This is a genomic window from Aminobacter sp. NyZ550 (genome assembly GCF_025628925.2).
Classification (GTDB): Bacteria; Pseudomonadota; Alphaproteobacteria; order Rhizobiales; family Rhizobiaceae; genus Aminobacter; species Aminobacter ciceronei.
The window spans coordinates 5,236,329-5,263,191 of sequence record NZ_CP114190.1 but is presented as its reverse complement, the minus strand read 5'-3'; the positions used below and the strand labels follow the sequence as shown (position 1 = coordinate 5,263,191).

24 protein-coding genes are annotated in these 26,863 nt (G+C 62.6%); 12 read left to right on the top strand and 12 right to left on the bottom strand.

Annotation, left to right across the window (positions count from 1 at the left end; genetic code table 11):
• Positions 1-18: 18 nt before the first annotated feature.
• Positions 19-1,071 (bottom strand): iron ABC transporter substrate-binding protein, encoded by a 1,053-nt coding sequence (locus N7E70_RS26130; protein ID WP_263008048.1) that lies wholly within the window; start codon positions 1,069-1,071, stop codon positions 19-21.
• Between the two features lie 221 nt (positions 1,072-1,292).
• Between N7E70_RS26130 and N7E70_RS26125 the strand changes: the two genes are divergently transcribed.
• On the top strand, positions 1,293-1,742 hold the full coding sequence (locus N7E70_RS26125) for a universal stress protein (RefSeq protein ID WP_192318380.1): 450 nt from the start codon (positions 1,293-1,295) through the stop codon (positions 1,740-1,742).
• Positions 1,743-1,815: 73 nt separating this feature from the next.
• Here the strand turns inward: N7E70_RS26125 and N7E70_RS26120 are convergent, their stop codons facing one another.
• Complete coding sequence (locus N7E70_RS26120) at positions 1,816-2,874, bottom strand: D-TA family PLP-dependent enzyme (RefSeq protein WP_263008047.1); 1,059 nt, start codon at positions 2,872-2,874, stop codon at positions 1,816-1,818.
• A 159-nt stretch (positions 2,875-3,033) separates the two neighbouring features.
• Here N7E70_RS26120 and N7E70_RS26115 point away from each other — a divergent pair, with 159 nt between their 5' ends.
• The 7 genes from N7E70_RS26115 (at position 3,034) to N7E70_RS26085 (ending at position 8,275) form a co-directional block, all read left to right on the top strand.
• A complete protein-coding gene (locus N7E70_RS26115; RefSeq protein ID WP_263008046.1) occupies positions 3,034-3,873 on the top strand; it encodes a transporter substrate-binding domain-containing protein in 840 nt (279 codons plus the stop codon).
• Between the two features lie 72 nt (positions 3,874-3,945).
• Positions 3,946-4,608, top strand: a complete 663-nt coding sequence (locus tag N7E70_RS26110; protein ID WP_263008045.1) for an amino acid ABC transporter permease — start codon at positions 3,946-3,948, stop codon at positions 4,606-4,608.
• 5 nt (positions 4,609-4,613) lie between these two features.
• Entirely contained in the window at positions 4,614-5,276 is a 663-nt protein-coding gene (locus tag N7E70_RS26105; RefSeq protein ID WP_263008044.1) for an amino acid ABC transporter permease, read from the top strand.
• 10 nt (positions 5,277-5,286) lie between these two features.
• Positions 5,287-6,057, top strand: coding sequence for an amino acid ABC transporter ATP-binding protein (locus N7E70_RS26100; protein WP_263008043.1), 771 nt, complete (start codon positions 5,287-5,289; stop codon positions 6,055-6,057).
• Positions 6,058-6,073: 16 nt separating this feature from the next.
• Positions 6,074-6,457, top strand: coding sequence for a RidA family protein (locus N7E70_RS26095; protein ID WP_263008042.1), 384 nt, complete (start codon positions 6,074-6,076; stop codon positions 6,455-6,457).
• Between the two features lie 42 nt (positions 6,458-6,499).
• Positions 6,500-7,321 (top strand): IclR family transcriptional regulator, encoded by an 822-nt coding sequence (locus N7E70_RS26090; RefSeq protein ID WP_263008041.1) that lies wholly within the window; start codon positions 6,500-6,502, stop codon positions 7,319-7,321.
• 33 nt (positions 7,322-7,354) lie between these two features.
• Complete coding sequence (locus tag N7E70_RS26085; RefSeq protein ID WP_263008040.1) at positions 7,355-8,275, top strand: sugar kinase; 921 nt, start codon at positions 7,355-7,357, stop codon at positions 8,273-8,275.
• 36 nt (positions 8,276-8,311) lie between these two features.
• Here N7E70_RS26085 and N7E70_RS26080 read toward each other — a convergent pair whose 3' ends face one another.
• Positions 8,312-8,911, bottom strand: a complete 600-nt coding sequence (locus N7E70_RS26080; RefSeq protein ID WP_263008039.1) for a hypothetical protein — start codon at positions 8,909-8,911, stop codon at positions 8,312-8,314.
• Between the two features lie 330 nt (positions 8,912-9,241).
• On the opposite strand from N7E70_RS26080, the gene N7E70_RS26075 reads away from it, so the two are divergent.
• The gene (locus N7E70_RS26075) at positions 9,242-9,925 is read left to right on the top strand and encodes a helix-turn-helix domain-containing protein (RefSeq protein WP_263008070.1); all 684 of its coding nucleotides are present in this window, start codon (positions 9,242-9,244) and stop codon (positions 9,923-9,925) included.
• 263 nt (positions 9,926-10,188) lie between these two features.
• Here N7E70_RS26075 and N7E70_RS26070 read toward each other — a convergent pair whose 3' ends face one another.
• The 7 genes from N7E70_RS26070 to N7E70_RS26040 form a co-directional block, all read right to left on the bottom strand.
• Positions 10,189-11,229: a heme-dependent oxidative N-demethylase family protein gene (locus tag N7E70_RS26070; protein ID WP_263008038.1), complete on the bottom strand. Its 1,041-nt coding sequence runs from the start codon at positions 11,227-11,229 to the stop codon at positions 10,189-10,191.
• 42 nt (positions 11,230-11,271) lie between these two features.
• Entirely contained in the window at positions 11,272-12,237 is a 966-nt protein-coding gene (locus N7E70_RS26065; protein WP_263008037.1) for a PDR/VanB family oxidoreductase, read from the bottom strand.
• Entirely contained in the window at positions 12,234-12,827 is a 594-nt protein-coding gene (locus N7E70_RS26060) for a dimethylamine monooxygenase subunit DmmA family protein (RefSeq protein ID WP_067965349.1), read from the bottom strand. The genes N7E70_RS26065 and N7E70_RS26060 overlap by 4 nt, the downstream gene beginning before the upstream one ends.
• 19 nt (positions 12,828-12,846) lie before the next feature.
• On the bottom strand, positions 12,847-13,980 hold the full coding sequence (locus tag N7E70_RS26055; protein ID WP_263008036.1) for an aminomethyltransferase family protein: 1,134 nt from the start codon (positions 13,978-13,980) through the stop codon (positions 12,847-12,849).
• A 297-nt stretch (positions 13,981-14,277) separates the two neighbouring features.
• The gene (locus N7E70_RS26050) at positions 14,278-15,957 is read right to left on the bottom strand and encodes a formate--tetrahydrofolate ligase (RefSeq protein WP_067959270.1); all 1,680 of its coding nucleotides are present in this window, start codon (positions 15,955-15,957) and stop codon (positions 14,278-14,280) included.
• A gap of 53 nt (positions 15,958-16,010) precedes the next feature.
• Entirely contained in the window at positions 16,011-16,904 is an 894-nt protein-coding gene (locus N7E70_RS26045) for a bifunctional methylenetetrahydrofolate dehydrogenase/methenyltetrahydrofolate cyclohydrolase (protein ID WP_067965343.1), read from the bottom strand.
• A gap of 381 nt (positions 16,905-17,285) precedes the next feature.
• The gene (locus N7E70_RS26040) at positions 17,286-18,995 is read right to left on the bottom strand and encodes an APC family permease (protein ID WP_154387581.1); all 1,710 of its coding nucleotides are present in this window, start codon (positions 18,993-18,995) and stop codon (positions 17,286-17,288) included.
• A 439-nt stretch (positions 18,996-19,434) separates the two neighbouring features.
• On the opposite strand from N7E70_RS26040, the gene N7E70_RS26035 reads away from it, so the two are divergent.
• Entirely contained in the window at positions 19,435-20,136 is a 702-nt protein-coding gene (locus N7E70_RS26035) for a response regulator transcription factor (RefSeq protein ID WP_263008035.1), read from the top strand.
• Between the two features lie 427 nt (positions 20,137-20,563).
• Here the strand turns inward: N7E70_RS26035 and N7E70_RS26030 are convergent, their stop codons facing one another.
• Positions 20,564-21,925: an NAD(P)-binding domain-containing protein gene (locus tag N7E70_RS26030; protein WP_154387583.1), complete on the bottom strand. Its 1,362-nt coding sequence runs from the start codon at positions 21,923-21,925 to the stop codon at positions 20,564-20,566.
• A 161-nt stretch (positions 21,926-22,086) separates the two neighbouring features.
• Between N7E70_RS26030 and N7E70_RS26025 the strand changes: the two genes are divergently transcribed.
• On the top strand, positions 22,087-23,400 hold the full coding sequence (locus N7E70_RS26025) for an ABC transporter substrate-binding protein (RefSeq protein ID WP_263008034.1): 1,314 nt from the start codon (positions 22,087-22,089) through the stop codon (positions 23,398-23,400).
• Here the strand turns inward: N7E70_RS26025 and N7E70_RS26020 are convergent.
• Positions 23,383-24,108, bottom strand: coding sequence for a FadR/GntR family transcriptional regulator (locus tag N7E70_RS26020; RefSeq protein WP_263008033.1), 726 nt, complete (start codon positions 24,106-24,108; stop codon positions 23,383-23,385). The two genes, N7E70_RS26025 and N7E70_RS26020, sit on opposite strands and share 18 nt — an antisense overlap.
• A 302-nt stretch (positions 24,109-24,410) precedes the next feature.
• Here N7E70_RS26020 and N7E70_RS26015 point away from each other — a divergent pair, with 302 nt between their 5' ends.
• Entirely contained in the window at positions 24,411-26,777 is a 2,367-nt protein-coding gene (locus N7E70_RS26015) for a DUF1989 domain-containing protein (protein ID WP_263008032.1), read from the top strand.
• The last annotated feature ends 86 nt before the right edge of the window (positions 26,778-26,863 follow it).

Here is a 26,863-nt window from a genome sequence, read left to right as displayed (position 1 = left end):
TTGGCTTCCGCTCGAAGCTCAGGGCTTCGGGCCGGTGTCGGCAAGCAGCGTGCCGAGTTGCTCGTCGGTGAGATCGACATGATAGAACAGCTTGTAGAAGTCGCGGGTCTCGGCCTTCAGATCGATCTCGGCCTTGCCGGGATAGAGTGCGGAGGTGAGCCAGGAAACGCCGATGGCGCGATTGACGCCGGGAGGCGCGTCGAACCAGCCGAAGGGCAGGGCAGGTGCGCGAAACACGCGGCCGTCCTTCACCGCCTTGATGCCGGCCCATGACGGGTCTGACAGCACCGACGTCTGAAATTTCGGGCTGAGCGTCAGGATGACGTCGGGGTTCCACGACAGGATCTGTTCGAGCGAGACATTTGCGAGCGAGCCCTTACCCGCGGCTTCGGCGACATTGGTCGCACCGACGGCGGACAGCACTTCCATGTTGATCGAGCCGGCAAGACCGGTCTCCAGCCCGTCAGGACCGCGGCCGTAATAGACGCGCGGGCGCTGGTCGGCAGGCACCTCGGCGACGACCTTGTCGAGGCGTGCCATCGCAGCCTCCGTGTAGGCAGCGAGTTTCTCCGCCTGTTCCTTCTCCCCCAGGAGTTCGCCGATCTCGCACAGCGACTTCGGCGTGTTGGCGAAGCTGCCGTCGATCAGCACGTAAGGGATGCCGGTCTGCTCCTGTACCTTGTCGGCCAGCGAGGCATAGGTCGGGTTGACGGTACCGACATCGAGGATGATGTCGGGTTTCATCGCCAGCACGGCTTCCATGTTGGCGGTGTCGCCCTTGCCGGTCAGGCGGCCGTGGACGGGCAGGTCACGATAAGGCGCTGCGATGAAGTCCTTTTCGTCGTCCGTGAATTCACGCACCCAGCCGACCATGCGGTCGGGCGCGACCGAGTAGAGCAGCACCGAGGCGGGCGGACCGGCGGCCATGACGCGGGTGATCTTCTCGGGCAACGCCACCTTGCGGCCGGCGGCGTCGGTGAAGACGCGCTGCTCGGCGGCAGCGAGCGAGGCTGAAGCGAGCAGGGCGGTGGCGGCAGCCAGGAATGAAATCAAGAGGTTGCGGCGTCTCATGCTGTCGATCTCGGGTTGAACAATGGGTTTGGATATATACATGCCAATATAACGAGCGGCGCATAGTTATGTTTGACTGAATATAACGGTCAAGGGATTTGTGCGGCTGTGCCAGCCGATTTCAAGGCCTTCGCCTTGACCCATGGGCGACGGTCGGAAAGGCTGGGCGTCAAAGTTAGCGTCGCAACCCAATGGGTTCGGCGAGCCAAGGAGAGAAATCCATGTACACCCACGTCCTCATTGCCACTGACGGATCGGAGCTGGCGCAGAAGGGGCTCGACCATGGCTTGAGCCTGGCCAAGGGCATCGGTGCCAAGGTGACGGTCATGAACGTGACCGAGCCAGCGCCGATTTTCGCCTCTGCCGGCATGTATGGTCCGGTCGCGACGGCCGAAGACATCGTCTCCTACCAGAAATCGGGCGAGGAATATGGCGCCAAGGTGCTGACCGCCGCCAAGGCCCAGGCCGACAAGCTTGGCGTCAATGCCGACACGGTCCATGTCGAAGAGATGTGGGCGGCGGAGGCGATCAATCAGCTCGCCCAGGAAAAGGGCTGCGACCTGATCGTCATGGCCTCGCATGGCCGCCGCGGCCTGGGGCGGCTTATCCTCGGCAGCCAGACCGTCGACGTTTTGACCAACAGCAAGGTGCCGGTGCTGGTCGTCCGTTAGACATCTCGACAGGAAACGACAAAGGCCTCCCTGACTGGTGTCGGGGAGGCCTTTCACTATTGGATGGCGCGGCTCAGACGATCTTGCCGCGTGCCGGCACCGGCCACAGCTCCGGTGCCTTGTCCTTGCCGTAGACATAGACGCCGTCGACCATGTTGGTGACGACGCAGGCGTGGTTGGGCACGATGCGGATGCGCTGGCCGACGGTGAGATTGATGTCGCTCTGGCAACGCAGGCGGCCGTGCTCCTCAGACAGTTGGTCGATCGAGATGTCGGGACGCCCGAGCACATGGCCGTGGCCGACGAGGCCGAGCAGGTCCGAGGTCAGCGTCTTCGAGCCGGCGTCGATGATGGCGCGGTTGGAGGCGGGCACCGAGACGACGGTGGCGAGCACGGTGAGTGCGCAGTCGTCCCAACTGGCGACGTCGCGGGTGACGAGCGAACGGTCGTTGTAGACATAGGTGCCGGGGCGGAATTCCGTGGCGATCGGCGCCAGATGCGCCTTCATCATGTCGGGCGTGCCCCCCGAGCTTATGGCGGGAACGGCAATGCCCCTGGCTTCGATCAGTGCCTTGGCCTCGGTCATGAAGGCCTGCACCTTGGCAGCACCGCCCACCGGCGGATAGGTCATCAGCCCGGCGAACCGCAGGCCGGGAGCCGCATGGATGCGGACGGCCAACGCGGCTGCCTCCTCAGTTGTGCCGACGCCGCAGCGGTCGGCGCCGGTGTTGCACTCGACGAAGACATTGAGCGTAGCGCCGGCCGCCGCAAAGGCGGCTGAAAGCCCGTCGATCACGGTCATATTGTCGGCGACAACAGCAAGCTTGACCTTGCCGGCGAGCGCCACGAGCGCGTGCAGCTTGTCGTCGCCGAGGATGTTGTAGGTGATCAGCACGTCATTCAATCGGCAGCTGCCGGCGACCATGGCTTCTGCTTCCGACACCTTCTGGCAGGTGATGCCGACGGCGCCCGCGTCGAGCTGCAGTTCGGCGATGGCAGGCAGTTTGTGTGTCTTGATATGCGGACGAACCTTGAGGCCATGGCTATCGGCGTAGGTCTGGAAGCGTTCGATGTTCCGCTTCGCCACATCGATGTCCACCAACACGGCGGGGGTCTGGATCCTGTCGAACATGGCTTTTGCCTTCCAAATCGAATGGGCGCGCGCGGACCTTGCCTGTGCCGCGCTTGACAAACAATGCCGCGCGGCGCTTTATACGTCAATCCGATATTAAGGACACATGTCCGAAATAGCGGACATTGAATTAGAGAACTCTTTGGGAGGAACGGCGAGATGAAGATCGCACTTTCCGCGGCCGTCGCCGCGCTCGCGCTGATGGCGGCAATGCCTGCCGGCGCACAGGAAAAGCAGAGCAAGCTTGATGAGGTTCTGGCGCGTGGCCATCTGGTCATGGGCACCGGCAGCACCAATGCGCCGTGGCACTTCAAGAGCGCCGACGACAAGCTGCAGGGCTTCGACGTCGACATGGGCCGCATCGTCGCCAAGGCGCTGTTCGGCGATCCGGACAAGATCGAATACGTCAACCAGTCGTCGGATGCCCGCATCCCCAACATCACCACCGACAAGGTCGATCTGACCTGCCAGTTCATGACGGTGACAGGCGAGCGCGCCCAGCAGATCGCCTTCACCATTCCCTACTACCGCGAGGGCGTCGGCCTGATGCTGAAGGGCGACAGCAAACATGCCGACTATGCCGCGCTCAAGGGTGCCGGCTCGGGCGTTACCATCTCGGTGCTGCAGAACGTTTATGCCGAGGCGATGGTGCATGCCGCGCTGCCCGAGGCCAAGGTCGACCAGTACGAATCCGTCGACCTGATCTATCAGGCGCTGGAATCGGGCCGCGCCGATGCGGTTGCCACCGACCAGTCGTCGCTGGCCTGGTACATGAAGCAGAACCCGGATCGCTACAAGGACGCCGGCTATGGCTGGAACCCGCAGACCTATGCCTGCGGCGTCAAGCGCGGCGACCAGGACTGGCTGAACTTCGTCAACACCGCGCTGCATGAAGCGATGACCGGCGTCGAGTTCGACTTCTATGCCAACTCCTACAAGACCTGGTTCGGCAAGGAGCTCGCGCCGCCGCAGATCGGCTTCCCGGTCGAGTACAAGTAAACTCGCCAACAGTGGCGTGGCCCCTGGCACATGCGGCCGCGCCACCTCTTCTGACCGGAACCTGACGGCACCATGGGTTACACGCTCAATTTCTCGGCGGTCTGGCGCAGTTTCGACCAACTGCTCTGGGGCCTCGGGCTCAGCCTGGCGCTCGCCTTCGTGGCGATCGCCATCGGCTGCGTGCTCGGGTTGATTACCGCCTTCGGCCTGCTGTCGAAGCAGGGCGCGTTGCGCCACCCCGCGCGCATCTACGTCACCATCATCCGCAACACGCCGATCCTGGTGCTGGTGCTGTTCACCTTCTTCGCGCTGCCGCAGCTCGGCATCCGGCTCGGCAAGATCGAGAGCTTCGTCGCCACGCTGGCGCTCTATTCCGGCGCCTATCTCGCCGAAGTGTTTCGTGGCGGCCTGCTTGCCGTGCCCAACGGGCTCAAGGAGGCCGGTCTCGCCATCGGCCTGACACAGGCGCAGATCCGCACCTCGATCGTCATGCCGCTGATGCTGCGCAACGTGTTGCCGTCGCTGTCGAGTACGATGATCTCGCTGTTCAAGGACACCTCGCTGGCCGCCGCCATCGCGGTGCCGGAGCTGACCTTCGAGGCGCGCAAGATCAATGTCGAGACCTTCCGTGTCATCGAGACGTGGATCGTCGCCAGCTGCCTCTATGTCGCCACCTGTTCGGTGCTCGCAGCTCTGCTGCGCAGGCTCGAGCGGCGCATGTCCATTCCCCGGTGAGCGCCATGGAAATCGTGACATTCTTCGAAACTCTCTGGCTCGCCCGCATCCCCATCCTCAAGGGCATCGGCGTCACCGTCTCCATCTCGGTCCTGGCGATCCTTGTCGGTACCATCCTCGGCATCGGCGTCGGCCTGGCGCTGACTTATGGCAACAAGCCGCTGCGCTGGCTGGTGCGCGGCTACACCGACTTCATCCGCGGCACGCCGGTTCTGGTGCTGGTGCTCGCGAGCTATTACGTGCTCGGCACGGTCGGCATCGACCTCGGGCCATTCCAGGCCGGCGTGCTGGCGCTTGCGGTGTTCTGCTCGTCGCATGTCGGTGAGATCGTCCGCGGCGCGCTGCAGTCGATCCCAAAGGGCCAGACAGAGGCTGCCAAGGCGATCGGCCTGACTTTCCCGCAGACATTTGCCTATGTGCTCGGCCCACAGGCGCTGCGCCAGGTGTTGCCTGCCTGGGTCAATACGGCTGCCGAGATGGTCAAGGCCTCGACGCTGCTGTCGATCATCGGCGTGGCCGAGCTTCTGCTCAGGACGCAGGAGCTGATCTCGCGCACCTTCATGAGCCTCGAATTCTATTTCTTCGCGGGCTTCCTCTATTTCGTCGTCAACTACGGCATCGAGCGTTTCGGCCGCTACGTTGAACGCAAAACTTCGATCCCCTCGTGAGGCCGCAACAATGACCGGCAACCTTCTCGAAATCCGCGACCTGCACAAGCGCTATGGCGAGGTCGAAGTCCTCAAGGGCGTCGACTGCACCATGGCCCAGGGCGACGTCATCTCGATCATCGGCTCGTCCGGCTCGGGCAAGACGACGATGCTCCGCTGCATCAACATGCTGGAGGAATTCCAGGGCGGCTCGATCCGCATCGACGGTGAGGAAATTGGCTACGAAACCTCGGGCGGCACGCGTCGCCGCAAGAAGGAAAAGGAAATCGCCCGTCAGCGCGCGATGACCGGCATGGCCTTCCAGCAGTTCAACCTGTTTCCGCACATGAGTGCCGCCGAAAACGTCATGCTCGGCCTGGTCAAGGTCAAGAAGATGTCCCGCGACGAGGCGCGTAGCGTTGCCGAGAAATGGCTCGACCGCGTCGGCCTCGCCGAGCGCCGCGACCGCTTTCCCGGCCAGCTCTCCGGCGGCCAGCAGCAGCGCGTCGCGATCGCACGCGCCATTGCCATGAACCCCAAGCTGATGCTGTTCGACGAGGTCACCTCGGCGCTCGACCCGGAACTCGTCAACGAGGTGTTGCAGGTTATCAAGGACCTCGCCCGCGACGGCATGAGCATGCTGCTCGTCACCCACGAGATGCGCTTCGCCTACGAGGTGTCGTCACGGGTGATCTTCATGAACCAGGGGCGCATCGGCGAGGAGGGCAACCCGCGCGAGATGTTCTTGAAGCCGCAGACCGAGCGGCTGGCCGAGTTCCTTAAGACCTCAACCTTCAACTAGCATTCGGAGAATAGACATGACGATCAAGCGCTATGGCAGCGGCCAGACCGGGGCGGGCAAGCAGGCACTGCCCTTCGCCCGTGCCGTCGAGGCCAATGGCTGGCTCTATGTGTCCGGCCAAGTCGCCATGGAGAACGGCGAGATCGTCGGCGGCGGCATCATCGCCGAGACGCGCAAGACGATGGAAAACGTCATCGCCATCCTCGAAGAAGCCGGCTATGGGCTGGAGCACATCGTGCGTGTCGGTGTCTGGCTCGACGACCCCCGCGACTTCTGGTCGTTCAACGGCGTCTATGCCGAGTATTTCGGTGACCATCCGCCGGCGCGTGCTTGCGTACAGTCGAGTATGATGGTCGATTGCAAAGTCGAAATCGACTGCGTCGCCTACAAGGCGCCGTGATGACATGACATTTTGCCGGCGATCTGCCGGATGAGGCGGCACATGGACGACGTATCGGACGACATGACCAACAGGCGGGCGCGCGGTCTCGATCGCGCCTTCGAGATCATGAACTATCTGCGTCTCAAGCGCACGCCGCTTCGCCCCAACGAGATCGCCTCGGGCATCGGCGCGCCGCGTTCGTCCGTCTATGAGCTGGTCAATCTGCTGATGCGCCAGGGCGTGCTCGAATATCGCGGCGAGGACGGCCGGGTCTTCCTCGGCCGCAAGCTCTATTTCCTCGGCATGGCCTATGCCGAGCAGTTCGACCTGATGCGCGAATGCGACAAGCTGTTGACGCACATCGCCGAGGAGACGCGCGAGACGGCGCAGATGTGCCTGCTCGAAGGCAACAAATACACCGTCGCCCAGATGAAAGAAGGGCTGCGCCCGTTCCGCATCTCGTCGAACGTCGGTGATCCCGTCTCCATCGCCTGGACGGCGTCGGGTCGGCTGCTGGTCGCCCATATGAGCGACGAGGAGATCCTCGACTTCATTCCGAAGGAGGATTTCCAGCTGCCCAACGGCCAGTGGCTCGATCCGGCGCAGTTCATCGCAGAAGTGCGCGAGGCGTCGCGGGTCGGCTATTACACCTTCAACAGCGCCGTCGAGAATTTCACCCACTGCTTCGCCGTTCCGGTTTACCAGGCCGACAACATCTGTATCGCAACGCTCTGCCTCGTGGCGCCGCGCGAGGATGGGCTCAAGAACCACGCCAGCTATCTCAAGACGCTGCTCGATGCCGCGGCCGACCTGTCGAACCGCCTCGGCCATGTTGCCGACGAGCACGCGCCGGGCGCAGCCCGCGCTGCCGGGCGGCGCTGAGCGGCGCAATACACACAATTCTGGATACCCTTCATGGCCGGACGCGCACTCCTGATCGGCGAATGCATGGTCGAACTTCGCCAGGCCGGGGACGGCCTGATGCGCAAGGGCTTTGCCGGCGACACCTTCAACACCGCCTATTACCTCAGGAGCTTGTTGCCCGAGGCATGGCCGGTCGACTATTTCAGCGCCGTCGGCACGGACAGGATTTCCGACGAGATGCTCAATTTCATCGAGGGTACCGGTGTCGGCACCGGCTTCATCCGTCGCCTGCCGGAGCGTACGCCCGGCCTCTACATGATCCATCTCAAGGATGGCGAGCGCAGCTTCTCCTACTGGCGCTCGGCCTCTGCTGCGCGGCTGCTCGCCGATGACGCTTCGGCATTGCGTGCGGCCATCGGCGCCTCGGAGACGATCTTCTTCTCCGGCATCACGTTGGCGATCCTGGCGCCTGAGGCGCTTGCCACTCTGCTTGCCGAGGTCGGTCGTGCGAAGGTCGCCGGCAAGCTCGTCGCCTTCGATCCCAACATCCGCCCACGCCTGTGGGACGACGCCGACAGGATGCGGCGCGCAATATCCGATGGGGCCGCGGTCTCCAGCATGGTGATGCCGAGCTTCGAAGACGAGGCGACGCATTTCGGCGACGCCACGGTCGATGCGACGATCGCGCGCTACGTTGGGCTTGGCGTGAACAAACTCGTGGTCAAGGACGGTGCCGCTGGCATCACGCTGGATTTCGACGGCGAGCGAAGCTTCGTGCCGGCCAGCCGGACGAAGCAAGTTGTCGACACGACTGGTGCCGGCGACAGCTTTAACGGTGCTTTCCTCGCCAACTATCTGCAGACCGGCGACCACCTGAAGGCAGCAGCCTTCGCGGCCAATGTGGCGGCCGCCGTCATCGGCCACCACGGCGCGCTTGTCGGCCGGTCCGAACTGAGGATACCGGCCGCATGAACAGCATGGATGGACGATCCTTGAAGGCGCTTCCGCTTATTGCGGATGCACCATCTTGGTCGGCTCCTCCAGCAGGCTGAACGGATGGCCGTCGCACGACACGTCGGGGTTGGTCGGGCTGAACATCCCGTTCGGATTGTCCTTGAACAGCCAGGCGTGCAGGTCGTAATGGGCGAATTCCTTGGGGATCAGGGGTTCGTGCCCTTCCATCGGTCCCTGGAACGGCTGGCCGAGCACGGTCGGCCGTTCCTTGACAGCGTCCATTGGAACCAGCCACTCGACCGCGACGAGGGTGAGCTTGCCGTCGGCCCCGGGTTCGTAGACCAGCACGTTCGGCTTGGTGGGGTCGGGCGGCCCCTTCACCGTCAGATTGACGAAGTGCACGCCCATCGCGCCCTTCGGATACTCCATCCGCCCTTCGATCTTTTCGCCGGTGTAGTGAACGCAGCCCACCGTCGACAGATAGAGGTCGCGCACGGCGACGTAGGGATCCTTGTATTTTTCCAGTGCCTGGCGCGCGGCGTCGAGTTCGGCTTTGCTGGGTTCGGCGGCGCGGGCGTCGTTGATGGGCGGGGCCGCAGCCCATATCAGAGCCAGGGCGACGATGGCGCCACTGGCGAAACCGGCAGACCTCATGGCAGTTCCTCCGCTGATGCATCGTGCAATTGCACGGGGCTGGGAGTTTCGCGCTCTCCGGGAGCGCTGTAAATCAATCGAATGGGGGAGGGTACTAGTCAAATCAGTGGGCCGTCGCTGTGCGATGGCGCGTGCCTGGAGGCGATGGCAAGGCTTTGTCGCGGAATGATTTTCCGCGGCAAGCTGCCTCTTCGTTATGCATTTTGCCTGCTGTTTGATCGGCGGCCCTTGAAACTTGTGTAAAGAAATTTTACCATGGGTGAACTGTTGGATTTGTGAGTTTTTGCAACGAGGGATAGCTGCGTGAAAGAAGACCGTTTGTCAGCCGTGATGACTGCCGACGGCAAGAAGGCTGCCGCCGCGATCGCGGCGAAGGCGCAGCCATCGCCGCTTCACCAGGACCCACATGCCATCCGCGACACGCCCGAGAAGGTGCTGGAGGTGGCGCTCGGCCATGAAGTCCGCGCCTTCCGCAAAAAGCTCGGCATTACCGTGGCCGACCTCGCCGCGATGACCAACATTTCGCTCGGCATGCTGTCCAAGATCGAAAACGGCATCACCTCGCCGTCGCTGACCACGCTGCAGGCGCTGTCGCGGGCGCTCGGCGTGCCGTTGACCGCTTTCTTCCGCCGCTTCGAAGAAGAGCGCAGCGCCGTCTTCGTCAAGTCGGGCGAGGGCGTCGACGTCGAACGTCGCGGCACCCGTGCCGGGCACCAGTACAACCTGCTCGGCCACATCGGCTCCAATACGGCGGGTGTCGTTGTCGAACCCTATCTGATCACGCTGGCCGGGGATTCGGACGTGTTTCCGATGTTCCAGCACGAGGGTATGGAGTTCCTCTACATGCTGGAAGGCGAGGTCGTTTATCGCCACGGCAGCAACCTCTACCGCATGACGCCGGGCGACAGCCTGTTCTTCGACGCCGACGCCCCGCACGGGCCGGAAGAGCTGACGCAGCTGCCGATCCGCTATCTCTCCATCATCTCCTACCCGCAGGGGTCGAGCGGCGACTAGCCTCGGCGGCAGTGGTGTCGAACGAAAAAAGGAGGCGATGACATGGCCTCCCAGACTGCTGACGAACCTCCGAAGCGGTCGGATAGACCCAAGATTCACGGAACGTCACAGATTCAGACCGTGAACAGACCGGAATCAAAACCCCACGATTTTGACCGCTGCCAAAAATCGTGGGGTTTGTAATCAATCTGGGAGGCGATGACATCGCCTCCTTTTTTCGTGGTCGGTGGCCGGGCCTCGGTGAGGCCAGGCCGATCGATATGTTAGTCCGGGCTGAAGCCGGATGAGGTCGCAGCGCCGTCGTCATATTTCGACAGCCAGTCGACGGTGGTCTGGCGATAACGGGTCAGGCCCTTGTATTCGGCGAGCTCGACCGGCAGGTCGCGCAGCACGCGGTGGAAGCGGCGGGCCCATTTCGGCACCGTTACCAGCTCGTCCATCTTGAGCAGGTAGCAGCGGATCGGGAAGACCAGCGCGTTGGAACGCGGCAGGCGCCAGAAGCTCTGCAGTTCGACGCGGAGATGGACCTTCTGGCCGACATTCTCAGGCGTCACCGTCAGGCGGTCACTGCCCCATTTGTGGAAGTTTTCCGGGCTGGTGTCGAGGCGCGGATTGATCGTCATGGTCCAGTTCAGGCGGCGTGCCGGCTTGCCCTGCTGGATGTTGGTCAGGAATTTCAGGGCGCGGGTGAAGACGCCCATCTCATGCGCCAGCGGTACCGGTGCATGCCATTCGAAGAAGTTCATGCCGATGTCGAAATCGAGCGACCAGTCGGCCTGGGTGGTGACCATGCCGGCGTCCATCCAGAGATTGTTGTCACGCTGGTCGAGAATGGCGAAGTCGCCCTGGCTCTGGCGGGTGATGTACTCCATCGGCCCATAGGGCAGGGTGGAGATGTCGCCAAAGGTGAAGGTGTCGTCGATGCCGAGTGGCCGGTTGATCCAGCGCCAGCGGTCGCCGTCGCGGGTCAGCGTAAAGTGCTCGGGATAGCTCGCGGCCTTCTCGGTCATCAGCAGTTCGAGCAGGTCCCAGCCGGCCAGCGTCATGTGCGGCAGCGACTGGCAGCGCAGCGGATCTTCCGCCAGCACCTTGGCGCGGTCCTCCATCTCGGAGACATAGTGTTCGTCGACGTCGATCAGGTGCTCGAACACGCTGCCCTGGGGGCCCGGCACATGCGGCTCGATGTTGACCGAGTACATGTAGGCGTCTTCATGGTAGGGGAAGGGAAACCGCCTGATCTGTTCAGGACTGTTCCTGAAGGTAAAATCGTCGCGGAACGTTTCTTTCCTGAAGTTAATTCCCATCAATTCCTCCCTCTTCCGAAGCGCCGGGCGCTCCGGGATGTTCTACCGTTCCAGGACCAGCGAGCGGCCCTCGAAGCGCGAAACGCATGGCATGATCTTCTTGCCCGAGCAGTGCTCCTCATCGCTCAGCCAGTGGTCGTTGTGCTTGAACGTGCCGTCATAGGAGATGACGTTGGTCTCGCACTGGCCGCAGACGCCGCCGCGACAGAGATAGGGCGGGTCGACGCCTGCCGCCTCGATCGCCTCGAGCAAGCTCTGCTGTTCACCGACCCGGATCTCCAGCCCGCTGACGGCCAGCTTGACGTCGAAGGGCGTGCCCGGCTGTGGTGCTGCGAAGTGTTCGTAATGCACCGAGTCATCCGGCCAGCCATGGGCAGCGGCGGTGTCGCGCACCCATTTGATCATGCCAGCGGGGCCGCAGACATAGATATGCGTGCCGAGCGGCTGGGTGGCGAGCAGGCGGTCGAGTGGGATGCGCTCGTTGTGCTCGTCGTAATAGAGATTGACCCTGTTGCCGTAGCGTTCGCGCAGCACCTCGGTGTAGCTGCCCAGCGCCTCCGAACGGCAGGTGTAGTGCAGCTCGAAATTGCCGCCCGACGAAGCGAGCTGGGCTGTCTGGGCGAGAAACGGCGTGATGCCGATGCCGCCGGCGATCATCAGGTGCTTCCTGGCGCGCAGGTCGAGCGAGAACAGGTTCACCGGATAGCTGATGACCATTTCGCTGCCGCGTTTGACGCGGTTGTGCATGAACAACGAGCCGCCGCGGCCGACATCATCGCGGCGCACCGAGATCGTGTAGTCGCGCGTGGCGAGCGGCGAGCTCATCAGCGAATAGGGGTTGAGCCTGGTGATGTCGCCGTCGCGCATTTCGACGACGACGTGGGCGCCGCCGGAAAAGGTCGGCAGGTTGCCGCCGTCGGTGCGTTCGAAATGGAAGCGCTTGACCAGTTCATTGACCGCGACCACTTCGGTCACGGTGACGTTCAGCTTGTTTGTTCCCGCGCTCACCGGAAAATCTCCTCTTTCTGAGGGATCTCGGTCGGATCCTCGGCATTGATGCAGACGCCCTGGAAGGCGGCCAGACGCTTGGAGTAGTGGTCGCGGACGAGCAACAGCAGACCGCAATGCGAGCAGGTGACCGGCTGGGTCGTGACGTTTTCGGTGACGCCCTTGCAGTGCACGCACTGCACGCGGCGCGCCCACGAGCCCCGATGCTCGGTCTGGATCGAGGCCGGGTCGATGCCGGCTTCGATCGCCGCCTGCATCATCTGGCCGATCAGCCCTTCGGTACCGGCGAGATACATGCGCAGGCCCATATGGGCGTTGGCAAGTGTCCAGGTCAGCCGCGGCAATGCCGCCGCGACCGACGGTCCTTCATAATACTGGGCCGGCTTCAGGGCTTTCAGCAAGTCCTGAAAGCTGTTTCCGGTCCGGCCCGGTATGAACATGATGTGTGCGTTGGCGAAGAAGTCCTCTGGAGCCTTCTTCGCCAGGTCCAGGATCGCGGACGCCCCTTCGGCGTCCGCAATCAGAAGGTGGCTCTTGCCGGCCTGCGGTGACAATGTTCCGTAGACCGGGCGACTGAGGATCGTCTTCACCGGTGCACTGTCCAAGGTCTCAGCCCTTCGCCGTCCGCTTCAGCTTCTTCGGGTCGTCAAACGGCAGCGACTGCGCCGTTGCCTTGACGGTTCCGCTGGCGTTGCGGATTTCCAGCGGCGTACCGACGATGGCGCAGTCGACGTCGAGGCGGGCGATGCCCATCGACTTCTTGACCAGCGGCGAATACATCGCGCAGGTCACTACACCGACCTTCTTGCCGTCGCGATAGATTTCGGCACCTTCGTCAGCCGGCTTGTCGCTGTCGAGCAGCACGCCGAAGATCTTGAAGCGTTCCTTGCCCTTGAGGCGATAGTGCTCTTCGGCGCCGCGGAAGCCGGTCTTGCCGGGGCTGACGGTGAAATCGAGACCGAGTTCCCACAGGGTGTCGCCAGGGCCTTCGTTCGCAAACGGGTACTTCTGCGAGTTGTCGTACGGGTAGAACAGAAGGTAGCTCTCGACGCGCAGCATGTCGAGCGTGGTGAAGCGCGTCGGGATGATGCCCATCGGCTTGCCTTCGGCAACGATGGTGTCCCAGATCTGGCCCGCGTCCTGGCCACGGCAGAAAATCTCGTAGCCGCGCTCGCCGGTGTAGCCGGTGCGCGAGATCATCACCGGGAAGCCGAACAACTGGGTCTGCATGTGGTGGAAGTAGTTGAGGTCGCGGATGCCGGGAACGTGCTTGGCAAGGTAGTCGACGGCGAGCGGGCCCTGCAGCGACAGGTCGTGCAGATTGTCGTCGAAGCGGACCGAGACGTCGCGGCCGATCGATGCGCGGGTCAGTTCCTCATGGCCCGAGCCCGAACCGTGCACGACCATCCAGGAGTTCGGACCCATGCGGTAGATGACGCAGTCGTCGGTGAACTTGCCGGCGTCGTTGAGCATGCAGGCATAGACCGACTTGCCGGGGTAGATCTTCTCGACATTGCGGGTGGTGCACAGGTCAATGACATGCCCTGCGTGGGCGCCGGTGATGTGCACCTTCTTGAGGCCGGAAACATCCATCAGGCCGGCCTTGGTGCGGATCGCCACATACTCCTCGTTGGCGTCCTTGTCATAGCTCCAGGCCGTGCCCATACCGCTCCAGTCTTCCAGTTTGGAACCCAGTGCGCGGTGGCGGTCGGCCAACATCGAAAAACGCCATGAAGCTGTCATTTCAGGTACTCCTCCATATTGTTCCCCGCCCTTGGCCTTGCCTTGAGGCGGTCATTTGTTGAGGGCATTTGAACCCAAATTTGCCTCTAGGGCAATATCCAAGTGCAAGAATTTTTACTGATAGGCAACATTTTGCCTGTCGTTTCTTCCGGGCCTGTGCTGGTCAACAAGCTTGGCCGTGAGTTGTGCGGCGGGCAAAAAAAAGCCTGGCACATGAGGTGCCAGGCCTTGAAAGGGCGCTCCGGGCCTGGGGGACAGGAGGGGTGGATTGGAGCGCCTTGGGAGAGAGGTTTCGCCTCAGAACAGTCCTTCGATCTGGCCCTGTTCGTTGAGGAAGATCTTCTCGGATGACGGCGCCTTGGGCAGGCCGGGCATGGTCATGATCTCACCGCAGATGGCGACGATGAAGCCGGCGCCTGCTGCCAGGCGCACTTCACGTACCGGCACGACGTGGTCGACAGGGGCGCCCCTGAGGTTCGGGTCGGTCGAGAACGAATACTGCGTCTTGGCCATGCACACCGGCAGGTGGCCGTAGCCGGCCGCTTCCCAGGCATGCAGCTGGTCACGCACCGACTTGTCGGCGATGGCTTCGGAGCCGCGGTAGATGCGCTTGACGATGGTGTCGATCTTGTCGAACAGCTTCATGTCGTCGGGGTAGAGCGGCGAGAACTGCGAGGCGCCGCTTTCGGCCAGCTGCACCACCTTGTGGGCGAGCTCCTCGATGCCGGCCGAACCCTTGGCCCAGTGCTTGCACAGGATCGCTTCCGCACCCATCGAAGCGACATACTCCTTCATCGCTGCGATTTCGGCGTCGGTGTCGGAGACGAAGTGGTTCATCGCCACCACCACAGGCACGCCGAACTGCTTGACGTTCTCGATGTGGCGGCCAAGGTTGGCGCAGCCCTTCTTCACCGCCTCGACATTCTCCTTGCCGAGCTCTTCCTTCTTGACGCCGCCATTCATCTTCATCGCGCGCACGGTGGCGACGATGACGGCGGCTGCCGGCTTGAGACCCGCCTTGCGGCACTTGATGTCGAAGAACTTCTCGGCACCGAGGTCAGCGCCGAAGCCGGCTTCGGTGACGACATAGTCGGCGAGCTTGAGGGCGGTGGTGGTGGCGACGACCGAGTTGCAGCCATGGGCGATGTTGGCGAAGGGGCCGCCATGGACGAAGGCCGGGTTGTTCTCCAGCGTCTGCACCAGGTTCGGCTGCACCGCATCCTTCAGCAGCACGGCCATGGCGCCATCGGCCTTGAGGTCGCGGGCATAGACGGCGGTCTTGTCGCGGCGATAGGCGACGATGATGTCGCCGAGGCGCTTCTCGAGATCTTTCAGATCGGTTGCCAGGCACAGGATCGCCATGACTTCGGAAGCGACGGTGATGTCGAAGCCGGCTTCACGCGGAAAGCCGTTGGCGACGCCGCCGAGCGAGCAGTTGATCTGGCGCAGCGCCCGGTCGTTCATGTCCATCACCCGGCGCCAGACGACGCGGCGGGTGTCGATGCCGAGCTCGTTGCCCCAGTAGATGTGGTTGTCGATCAGCGCCGACAAAAGGTTGTGGGCGGTGGTGATGGCGTGGAAGTCGCCGGTGAAGTGGAGGTTCATGTCCTCCATCGGCACGACCTGGGCATAACCGCCGCCGGCAGCACCGCCCTTGACGCCGAAGTTCGGCCCGAGCGAGGCTTCACGGATGCAGACGATGGCCTTCTTGCCGATGCGGTTCAAACCGTCGCCGAGGCCGACCGTGGTGGTGGTCTTGCCTTCGCCGGCCGGCGTCGGGTTGATCGCGGTGACCAGGATCAGCTTGCCGTCCTTGTTCTTGCGCGCATTGGCAATGAACTCGGCCGAGATCTTCGCCTTGTCGTGGCCATAAGGCAGCAGATGCTCGGTCGGAATGCCGATCTTGGCACCGACCTCCTGGATCTGCTTCTTCTTCGCCGCACGCGCGATCTCGATGTCGGTCTTGAATTCGGCCATGACTCTCTTCCCTTGAGTTTGGTTCGATTTCCGCGGAGCCTCGGGCTCCCAGATTAAAAACGTGGTGCTGACTGGCCCGCCGAACGGAAGGCCGAGACGACCGTATTGGCCATCAGAAGTGCAATGGTCATCGGCCCGACGCCACCCGGCACCGGCGTGATGGCGCCGGCCTGCTCGGCGGCGCTGCCGTAGTCGACGTCGCCGACGAGCTTCGACTTGCCATTGAGACCGCCCTCCAGGCGGTTGATGCCGACGTCGATGACGGTGGCGCCCGGCTTCACCCAGTCGCCCTTGATCATTTCAGGACGCCCGACGGCCGCGACGAGGATGTCGGCGCTGCGGCACAACGCCGGCAGGTCCTTGGTGCGGCTATGGGCGACGGTGACGGTGGCGTTGGCATTGAGCAGAAGGTTCGCCATCGGCTTGCCGACGATGTTGGAGCGGCCGACGACCACTGCGTTGAGCCCCGAAAGATCGCGGCCGAGCGCACGCTCGATCAGCAGCATCGAGCCGGCCGGCGTACAAGGCACAAAGGCGGTGTCGAGCTCACCGGTGCCGAGCTTGCCGACATTGGTGAAATGGAAGCCGTCGACATCCTTGTCGGCCGAGATCGTCTGGATGATCTTGCCGGCGTCGATATGGTCGGGCAGGGGCAGCTGCACGAGGATGCCGTGGATCTTGGGATCGGCGTTGAGCTTCTGCACCAGTGCGACCAGATCGGCTTCCGAGGTATCGGACGGCAGCGCGTGCTCGACCGAGTGGAAGCCGCATTCCTTGGCCTTCTTGCCCTTGGAGGCGACATAGACCTGGCTTGCCGGGTCGTGGCCAACGATGACCACTGCGATACCGGGGACGACACCGGTCTCGGCGATCAGCTTTTCGGCTGCGATCCGGACCTTTGTCACCACATCGGCGGCAACTGCCTTGCCATCGATTACCGTCGTCATGCTGTGCAATTCCTCCCAGGCGCGCGCGTACGATCCTATGGCATGAGCCATCGGTTCCAGCCCCGGATTACACCATCCGGACAGCTTTTTGCGCTGAATTTTCCCGTCTGAATCTATAGCAGCTGACGGGGGTGAAAGTCAACCACAATGCAAAAATCTTTCATGGAAAGAAATATTGGCCCAGCGTGGTTTTGCGCGCTTCCGGGGTGGGCGACGCCGGGGCAAATCGGCGCCAAGCGTGCGGCGGTTGTCGAAATGAATTGCGCAAAAACAAGAAGATAGAGCGGCGATGCGAATCGCTGAAAAGGACGGCAACGCCGCGGCGCGAAATGCAAAAGGCCGGCTTGCGCCGGCCTTCGCAGGTTGAATGTGCGTCAAGCTTCAGAGCACGAAGAACCAGTTGGCGAGAAGCACCACGGCCAGACCGGCGAGCAGCGTCAGGTAGGGCAGGATACCCGCCTTCTTCACGCGCAGGTCGCTCTGCTGCATGCCCAGATCCTCGAGCATGTGCTCGGGGAACTTGCCGCCGTCCTGGATATAGTGGCGGTAGCAGAACACCGGGATGATCAGGGCCGCGGTGAACAAGCCGGCCCAGAGTGCCATCGGGTTCCACACCTTGGCGCCGGCGCCCATGAAGATGGCGTTGACGTAGGCAAAAAGGGCACCGACCGTGATCAGCCAGGTCGGCGCGCGCCATGGCCGCTTGATGTGGCCGTTGTCCATGCGATGGATCCAGCCGGAGTTCAGGTTGAGGAAGTTGAAGATGATGTAGCCGCAGTTCGAGACGGCGAGGATGAAGAAGAAGCTCGTCGCATCCGTCGAGGCGATGGCCAGGACGAACAGGTTGGCGATGAGATCGGTCCACATGGCGCGGGTCGGCGCGCCGTGCTCGTTGACGTGGCTGAGGTAACGCGGCAGCCAGCCGTCGACCGAACCCTGGTAGAGCGTGCGCGACGATCCGGCCATCGCCGTCATGATGGCGAGCAACAATGCGAGGATCATCAGCATGACGAGCAGGTTCTTCACCAGCCCGCCGCCACCGACCATGCCGGCAAGTGCATCGGCAACACCGGAACCGTCGACGATCGGCGTCGACAGCATGCCGTTGAGCCCGAGCACGCCCTGGAAGGTGAATGGCACGATCATGAACAGCAGCATGCAGAGCAGGCCGGAATAGAAGATGGCCTTGAAGGTGTCGGTGGCCGGGTTCTTGAACTCGCGGGTGTAGCAGACGGCGGTTTCGAAGCCGTAGGTCGACCATGCGGCGATGAACATGCCGCCGAGCACCAGCGTCCAGCCAGCGACGTTCCACGCGCCGGGTTCAGGTGCGTAGGCTGCGGCCAGCGGCACGAAGGGCGAGTAGTTGTCCCAGTTGATCTGGCCGGTGAGGATCGGTACCACGCCGACGATCAAAAGCGGCACGATGACCAGCAGGCCGACGACCTTCTGCACGGCAGCAGTGCCGAGAATGCCGCGATGCTGGATCGCGAAGGTCACCAGCATCAGCACGGCGCCGATCCAGAAGGTTGCGTTGAGCGAGAAGCCGACCGGACCGAGCGAGTGGCTATAGAGCGTCCAGGTGCGAATGCCGGGCGTCGCTGCGGCGGTTACCGCTGCAACGGCGTCAGCGGCAGTGGTGCCGACATTTGCCGCCATGTACTGCAGCACCTCCGGCGAGGCTTCGGTGAAGCCGGGGATCGGTGCCAGCGCGTTGAGGATGTAGGCGGCGGCGATCGAACAGCCGAGCGACAGCACCGGTGACCATGCGAACCAGTTGCACCACACCGACAGCGGCGCGACGAACTTGGAATAACGCAACCATGCGGTGGCGCCATAGACCGAGGCGCCACCCGACTTGTTTGGGAACAGGCCGGCGATCTCGGCATAGGTGAAGGACTGGATGAAGCCCATCAGCATGGAGCAGATCCAGATCGCAAAAGCGATGTTGCCGGCGGTACCGGCAATGCCGCCGATCGAGAACAGGACAAGAGGCGGCACGCCGCTGGCAACCCAGAAGGCGCCTCGCCAGTCGATTGTCCTGTGAAGCTGGCCGGCGGAATCCGCCGGACTGATGTCCGTAACAGCGCTCATTGGTCAAATTCCCCATTGATTAGGATGCCCGTCGCCCAAGCCCGGCTTTCCCGGTTTTCAAGGTGCGGCGGCAGTTTCCGCTTAGGCTTCTTTTTTTCCTCAAAGTGAAGTTTGTCCGAATTCGAGGCGCCGTCAAGCTATTTTGTCGCAGCACTGGACCAATCTTCACAACTGGTACCCCCGGTTGGAAAATTGGGCAGACGATGATGCCTCTCTGGACAGCGGCGGCCTACCCGAACGGGTGGGTAAGCAGGCTTGGCGCCATTTGCCGGCTTGTGGAGGCCAGTTCGGCAGTAAAAATGCCGCATCCACTGGAATGAAAAAATCATTCATGATATGAATTGCGTTCACAGGGTCGATCCGGGCAGGACCGGAGAGGAGCGACCCAGCGCAGGAGACGTCGGCAAGAGGTGCGTGCACGAACATAGGCGGGAGGAACATGAACGCCGAATGGAAGGGTCAGCGCCATGGCATCGGGATAGAGGTGGTGCCGGTGGTGAAGGAAAACAGGTTCAGGGTTCTGATAGCCGAGCGCAATCCGCTCGTCATCGCAGCCCTTGGCGACATGCTTTCGCGCGACAGCCGCTTCGAGCTGGCCGAGAGCGTGCAGACCGGCAGGGCTTTTCTCGAGGCGGCCTCAACTGCTGCCCCACAGTTCGATATCGCGGTGCTGGGCTGGCGGCTGCAGGACATGGATTCCGGCGAAGTGCTGGCCGAAATGCAGCGCCGCGGCCTTCATGCCCGTGTGGTGATCTTCTCCAACGACCACGACATCTCGATCCTCAAGCAATGCGTGCGCCTTGGCGTGCAGGGCTTCTGCTATCAGTTCGACGATCCGGCGATCCTGTTCGACACGCTCGTCGCCGTCGCCCACGGCCGCATCTGCATTCCCTACATGGACGTGTCCAAGATCAACGACACGCCGCTGTCGCGGCTGACCGCACGCGAGCGCGAGCTTCTGTCGGTGCTGGCTGACGGCTGGACAAACCTGCAGATCGCTGCGCGCACCGGAATCTCGGAAAATACGGTCAAGTACCACCTCAAGAATCTCTACGACAAGCTCGACGTCCGCAATCGCGCGATGGCGGTGGCGCTCTACGCCAGCGAGAAGAACCGCGGGCCGCATCTGAGTTCGCAGTAAACACCGGCTGCGGATGAACTGTGCCCTGCGGGCCGTCTCATCTGCTTCGCCTTCCGCGGGCGCAACCGCCTCAACGCCTGGCTACACCCTCTTCGACAAGTTCAGAGCCAACTGCGCCCTCCTGTGAGGGAGCGGAAACGCCTGCTGTTTGGGATTGCAAGCCACCGGAACAGGCCTCCTCACCACCTTGAAAGGAGGCTGGGAATGAGGCTGCGCTGGTCGAAGATGCGTGGAAAGGGGCGCGGGGATCGGTGTGGATGACCTACCCGCTGCGGCGCTCATCTGGAGGCGAGCAGACGGCAGTCCAACATGCGTGCGGTGCAACTCTTTTGTTGCGCTCAGCCGTAAAGACACGCAAAAGGGATGCTGCCCCGGTAGGGGCGGCGTTTCATGTCGGGGAATTCTCGCGGCCCTGTTGGGCCGGCCTTCACTCCGCCGCTTCGGCGGTGCGCAGGTAGGATTCCAGCGAGTCGTCGAGCGCGTCCTTCCACGGCGTGTGGTGGGCCGGCGCCATGGTGCCTGTTATGACCGACTTGTAGGAGTGGTTGCGGAATTCCATGATGCCCTTCTTCTTGTGTTCCTTCCACTCGAAGAAGGCCTCGTTGGCGCCGTCGACGTCGAAGCTCGGATAGTCGGTCTCGGCGATCAACTCCTTGACGTATTCGCCCTGGTATTCGATCGCGTCATGCGAGTCCTTGCCAGCATCTTCGCCGGCAACGCGTTCCTGAACATCGTCGAGCAGCGCCTGCTTGCTGTCGGGCAGCTTGATGCGGCCGAGGATGACGTCGCGTGCCCACCATGCCTGGGCGTCGAACATGTTGAAGGTGAACCACTGGTCCTGCATGCCGAGATAGAACATCGCCGGGTTGTGGACATAAGCGACACCCTTGTAGAGGTCGGCGGTCGCAAGGCGGTTGGCGGTCTTGAGGCGCAGGTCGTCGGGCAGGAACGGGAAGTGGTGCTTGTAGCCGGTGCACAGGATGATGGCGTCGATCTTCTTGGTCGAGCCGTCCTTGAAGGTCGCGGTGTTGATCTCGACCTTTTCCAGCAGCGGCCGCTCTTCCCAGTTGTCGGGCCATTTGAAGCCCATCGGCGCGGTGCGGTAGCAGTTGGTGATCGACTTGGCGCCGTACTTCCAGCACTGCGAGCCGATGTCTTCAGCCGAATAGCTGGTGCCGACGATCAGGATGTCCTTGCCGGCGAATTCGCGGGCGTCACGGAAGTCGTGGGCGTGCAGGATGCGGCCGTTGAACCGGTCGAAGCCGGGGAATTCAGGAACGTTCGGAGTAGAGAAGTGGCCCGAGGCGACGATGACGTGGTCGAACTCCTCGGAGTAGCAGTGGTCCTTGGGCAGGTCCTGGACGGTGACGGTGAATTTCTTGGTCTCCTTGTCCCAGGTGACCATGCGGACGGCTGTCTCGAAGCGGATCCACTTGCGGACGCCGGCCTTCTTCACGCGGCCCTCGATGTAGTCGAACAGCACGGCGCGTGGCGGGTAGGAGGCGATCTGCTTGCCGAAATGCTCCTCGAAGGAATAGTCGGCGAATTCCAGGCCCTCCTTGGGGCCGTTGGACCAGAGATAGCGGTACATCGAACCATGAACCGGCTCGCCATACTGGTCGAGGCCGGTGCGCCAGGTGTAGTTCCACAGACCGCCCCAGTTGGCCTGCTTCTCGAAGCAGACGATTTCCGGGATGTCCGCGCCTTTCGCCGCGGCCGACTGGAATGCCCTCAACTGCGCCAGTCCAGATGGTCCGGCACCGATCACGGCGACACGCTTGGCTGTCATGGTTTCCTCCTTTTGGTATAGACCAAATTTCGTTATTGGTTCCTCTGGTTCAGTTATGTTGCCTGCCATTATACCAATTTGTCAACGGCGTGTTTCCTGTGAGGAAGGAAAATTTCGCTAAGATAGGGTGAAACGCCCGATTTTTGGTGGTATTCACAGCCATGACGAACTCCAGCTTTGCCCATCGACTCGCCGTTTCCAGCGTCCTGCCGCGGCTTTCCGTCGGCATGCCGGACGCGGTGAACATTGGATTCCTCGGACCGCTCAGCGGTCAAGTGGAGTCTTGGGGCCTGCCTGGATTGCATGGCTGCCGGATCTGGGAGGACTGGCTCAACCGGACCGGCGGGCTCTTGATCAACGGCCGCCGCTATCCGATCCGGATCGTCGAGTTCGATTGCGGCTATGATGCCGGCCGGGCTCTGGAGGGCGCGCGTCAACTGATCGAGCGGCATGACGTCAAGCTCTTGATGATGCTGGGCGGCGATACGATGGCCGAGATCAGGGATTATCTGAGCCAGCGCAAGGTCCTGACCTCGACCCTTTTGCCGAGCGACCTGTCGCCCGATACGCCATATCTGATCGCGCCCAGCGAACTGCACCCGATCTTCAACGTGACAGGGGTGGAGTGGCTAGCGCAGGCGAGGCCGGAACTGCGGACGGTGGCACTCTGCAGCCAGACTGACGCGCTCGGCCTGCCGTCGCTTGCCACCTATCGCGCCGCCTTCAAGGCAGCCAAGCTCGGGATCGCCAAGGAAATCCAGTACGATCCCGACGCCACTGACGCGGCCGAAATCGTGCAGCCGATGCTGGAGTCGGGTGCCGACATCCTGTGCTGGTGCACCAGCTACACGCCGATGGTCCATGCGATGACCGAATATGCGTTTGCGCAGGGCTTCAAGGGCCAGATCATATCCTGCACGCTGGACTATTACGACCAGCTCGTCGCCCGGACGTCGGTCGAATTCATGGAAGGTTTCGTCTTCCAGTTTCCCGACTTCGATGACGAGAAGCTGAACGACAAGACCTTCTTCTTCAACCAGCCGAAGGGCTTTTTTGACGAGTACAACAGCCGCTTCCCGGGTACCTGGACCGCGGTGAGCTGGGAATATGTCGCCATCCTCGACATCTGGCATGCGGCGGTCGAGAAATCGAACAGCGTCAATCCGGCATCCGTGCTGGCGGCGATGAAGCAACTTGGCCACGTCACGCACGCTTTCGGCCCGGCGCACTGGTGGGGCGAGAGCATGTTCGGCATCGACAACGCGCTTGTCGGCGACTGGCCAGTGGTGACGCTGAAGAACGGCAAGGCCAAGATCGCTGCCTTCGGCTCGATTCCGCGCTGGCTGAAGCGCCATGGCGGCCTGCTCAAGCAGGAGATGTCGGACCTGGGGCAGTTGTGGGATCAGCGCCTGCGTGAGAGCGGCAACGGCACCGCCCTGCAGGCACGAACGCCGGAATCAGTCCTGCAGAAGTAGCTTCTGCTCCTCGACCAGGTGCAGCTTGATGAATTCGACGGCGCGTTCGACGTCGCGGGAGGCGATCGCGTTGAACAGCGCATTGTAGCGCTGCTGGTACTCAAGGATCTTCTTTGGTGACAGGTGCCGGCGCAACTGCGTGGTGCGGAAACTCACCCGGCAAGCCTCGATCGCCAGATTGTAGCACGATGCCAGCAGGGGATTGTGCGTGCCCTCGGCGATCTTGCGGTAGATCTCTTCTTCGCATTTGACGAAGGCGGCGACGTCTGTCTGCACGTTTTCGATCTGCGACGTCAGCTGCTCCAGGTCCCAGACCTCGCGCGGGGTCATGTTGATGACTGCGAGGCGGACCATTTCGGGTTCGAGGATGCCGCGCACGACGAGGTGGTCGAGCGGGCTGGTTTCCAGCGCCACCGAGCTCTCCGCCCTTTCCGGCACTTCTTCCGAGCGGTAGGTGACAAAACTGCCGCTGCCGGGACGCCGCTTGATGACCTTGCGGTCTTCCAGTACGTCGAGCGCCTCGCGCACGGTGTTGCGGGCAACCCCCATCTCCGAGGCCAGCGCCCGCTCCGATGGCAGGCGTGTGTCGAGCGGATATTCCTCAGACCTGATCTTGGCAAACAGCCGGTCGAGCACGGTCTGCACCGTCGCTCCCACCGAATAGGAGGCGATGATTTGCGAAGTGAGTTGGCCGGTTTCAACCTTCATTGCGCGACCTTGCATGTCAGTCCTGCCTCGTGGCCACGGCGCGGGACGAATCCCAGCGCAGCGAAGACCAATTTTGAAATATTTATCGAATCTGGTCCAGTACACGCTCGGATGGGCCGGGACAATCGCGTGGCGGAGGGCTGATCGGCGCTCCCTGATGGACCGCAAGGCGGCCTGCCGCATGGTCACCTCTCCGCATTTTTGATTACTGTGATGAAACGAAGCCTTGCGGCAGCGGCAAAATTGAGTATTCTTCTGGCTCAAATAATTTTACACACAGGCAAGATTTGAACGAGGTGGCGATGACGATTTCAGTCTACCCCGAAATTGTGGCCGGCCCTCCGCGTCCGAGCCTGGTTGTGCAGCCAGGCCTGTTGCTGCCCGGCATGGAGCGCTATCACGTGCCTGGTGGCGGTGCGGTGCTGATCGACATCGAAGCCGGCGATCATGTGACGGTGCGCAATCTCGAAGGCGGGCAGGCGTGCGAGCTGGTGGCGTTTGATGCCGCCGGCCGCGCCGATCCGGGTATCCTGTCGACACGCTCGAACAGCGATGCGTCGGGGCTGAAGGCGCTGCTCGTCGATGGCGACGAGAGTTTGCAGAAGTTTCGGCTTGGCCTCGCCCGCCGCAAGCTCGAGCTTGGCCGGGTCGAGGCGGTGCGCTTCTTCGATGGTGCGACCGCTGCCGGGGTGGAGGAGCGTTTTGTCGTCTCGCGGCCAGGCTCGCTGGTGATTGCCGCACCCGGGGCGCCGATGTCGGTCGACAGCCAGGACACGACGACGCCTCTGGTGGTGATGGTCAAGCGGGCCAAGCTGCGGGCCGGGTCAGGCGGCTTCGAGCTGCCCGATCCGCTCGCCGATCCGGTGCTCGATCTCAGGGTCAAGTCGAAGACGGCGGAGAGCTATTTCGTCAAGGCCGGCGACTACATCCAGATCATCGACGTCGATGGCCGCCAGTGCACCGACTTCCAGTGCTTCTCGGCGCGCAAGCTCGACAAGGGCAGGGACCTCGCCCTCGACGTCACCGCCACCCGCTCGCTGATGGGCCACGCCTATCCGATGCCCGGCCTGCATGCCAAATATTTCGACCAGGATTTCGAGCCGCTTGTCGAGGTCGTGCAGGACACCTGCGGCCGGCATGACGCTTTTGCGCTCGCCTGCTACGCCAAATATTACGACGACATCGGTTATCCCGGCCACATCAACTGCTCGGAGAACTTCAACGGTGCGCTGACACCCCATGGCGTCAATGCCCGCGCCGGCTGGATGGCGGTCAACTTCTTCTTCAACACCGGCATCGACGCCCATGGCGTGATGTTCTCGGACGAGCCGTGGTCGCGGCCGGGCGACTATGTGCTGCTGAGAGCGCTGACCGACATCGTCTGCGTCTCCTCTGCCTGTCCCGACGACACCACGCCGGCCAATGGCTGGAACCTCACCGACATCCACGTCCGGACCTATTCCGGCTCCAACACATTCCAGCGCGCGATCGCCCGACGCACGACCCCGGAGGCAGAACCCAAGATGACCCGCGAGACCGGCTTCCACGCAAGCTTTGCCAAGCACACCCGCAACTTCATCGAATACAAGGGCTTCTGGCTGCCGCAGGAATTCGCCAAGGAGGGCGCCATCGCCGAATACTGGGCCTGCCGTGAGAAGGCGGTGGTGATGGATCTCTCTGCCCTGCGCAAGTTCGAGGTCACGGGCCCTGATGCCGAAGCCTTGATGCAGTACACGCTGACCCGCGACGTCAAGAAGCTCGGTGTCGGTCAGGTCGTCTACACCGCCATGTGCTACGAGCATGGCGGCATGGTCGACGACGGCACCTTGCTGCGTCTGGGCAAGGACAATTTCCGCTGGATCTGCGGCGACGACTATTCCGGCGTCTGGCTGCGCGAGCAGGCGGAGAAACTCGGCCTCAAGGTGCTGGTCCGCTCCTCGACCGACCAGATGCACAACATCGCCGTCCAGGGCCCGAACAGCCGCGACATCCTGAAGGAGATCGTCTGGACGCCGCCGCACCAGCCGGCGCTCAGTGAACTCGAATGGTTCCGCTTCACCATCGGCCGCATCGGCGATGCGACCGGCGTGCCGATCGTCGTCTCGCGCACCGGCTACACCGGCGAGCTCGGTTACGAGGTCTGGTGCCATCCGCGCGATGCCGAGACCGTCTTCGACGCGGTGTGGGCAGCGGGCCAGCCGCATGGGCTGAAGCCGATGGGCTTTGCAGCACTCGACATGGTGCGCATCGAGGCCGGCCTGATCTTTGCCAATTACGAGTTCTCCGACCAGACCGACCCGTTCGAGGCCGGCATCGGCTTCACCGTGCCGCTGAAGACCAAGACCGACGACTTCATCGGCCGCGAGGCGCTGATCCGGCGCAAGGACAATCCGATCCACAAGCTTGTCGGCCTCGACATCGACGCCAATGTCGCTGTCGGCCACGGCGACTGCGTCCATATCGGCCGCGCCCAGATCGGCATCGTCACCTCGTCGATGCGCTCGCCGATCCTCGGCAAGAACATCGCACTCGCTCGCATCGAGGCAGCACATGCCGAGATCGGCACCGAGGTCGAAGTCGGCAAGCTCGACGGCCAGCAAAAGCGCCTGCCGGCCAGGATCGTGCCGTTCGCCCACTACGACCCCAAGAAGGAACGCCCACGCTCGTAGGCGCAACCGGCACCACACATCACCTTCGACAACGCAAAAGCCCCGCAACAGCGGGGCTTTCTGTTGGTAGCGGCGGCCGATTTGGC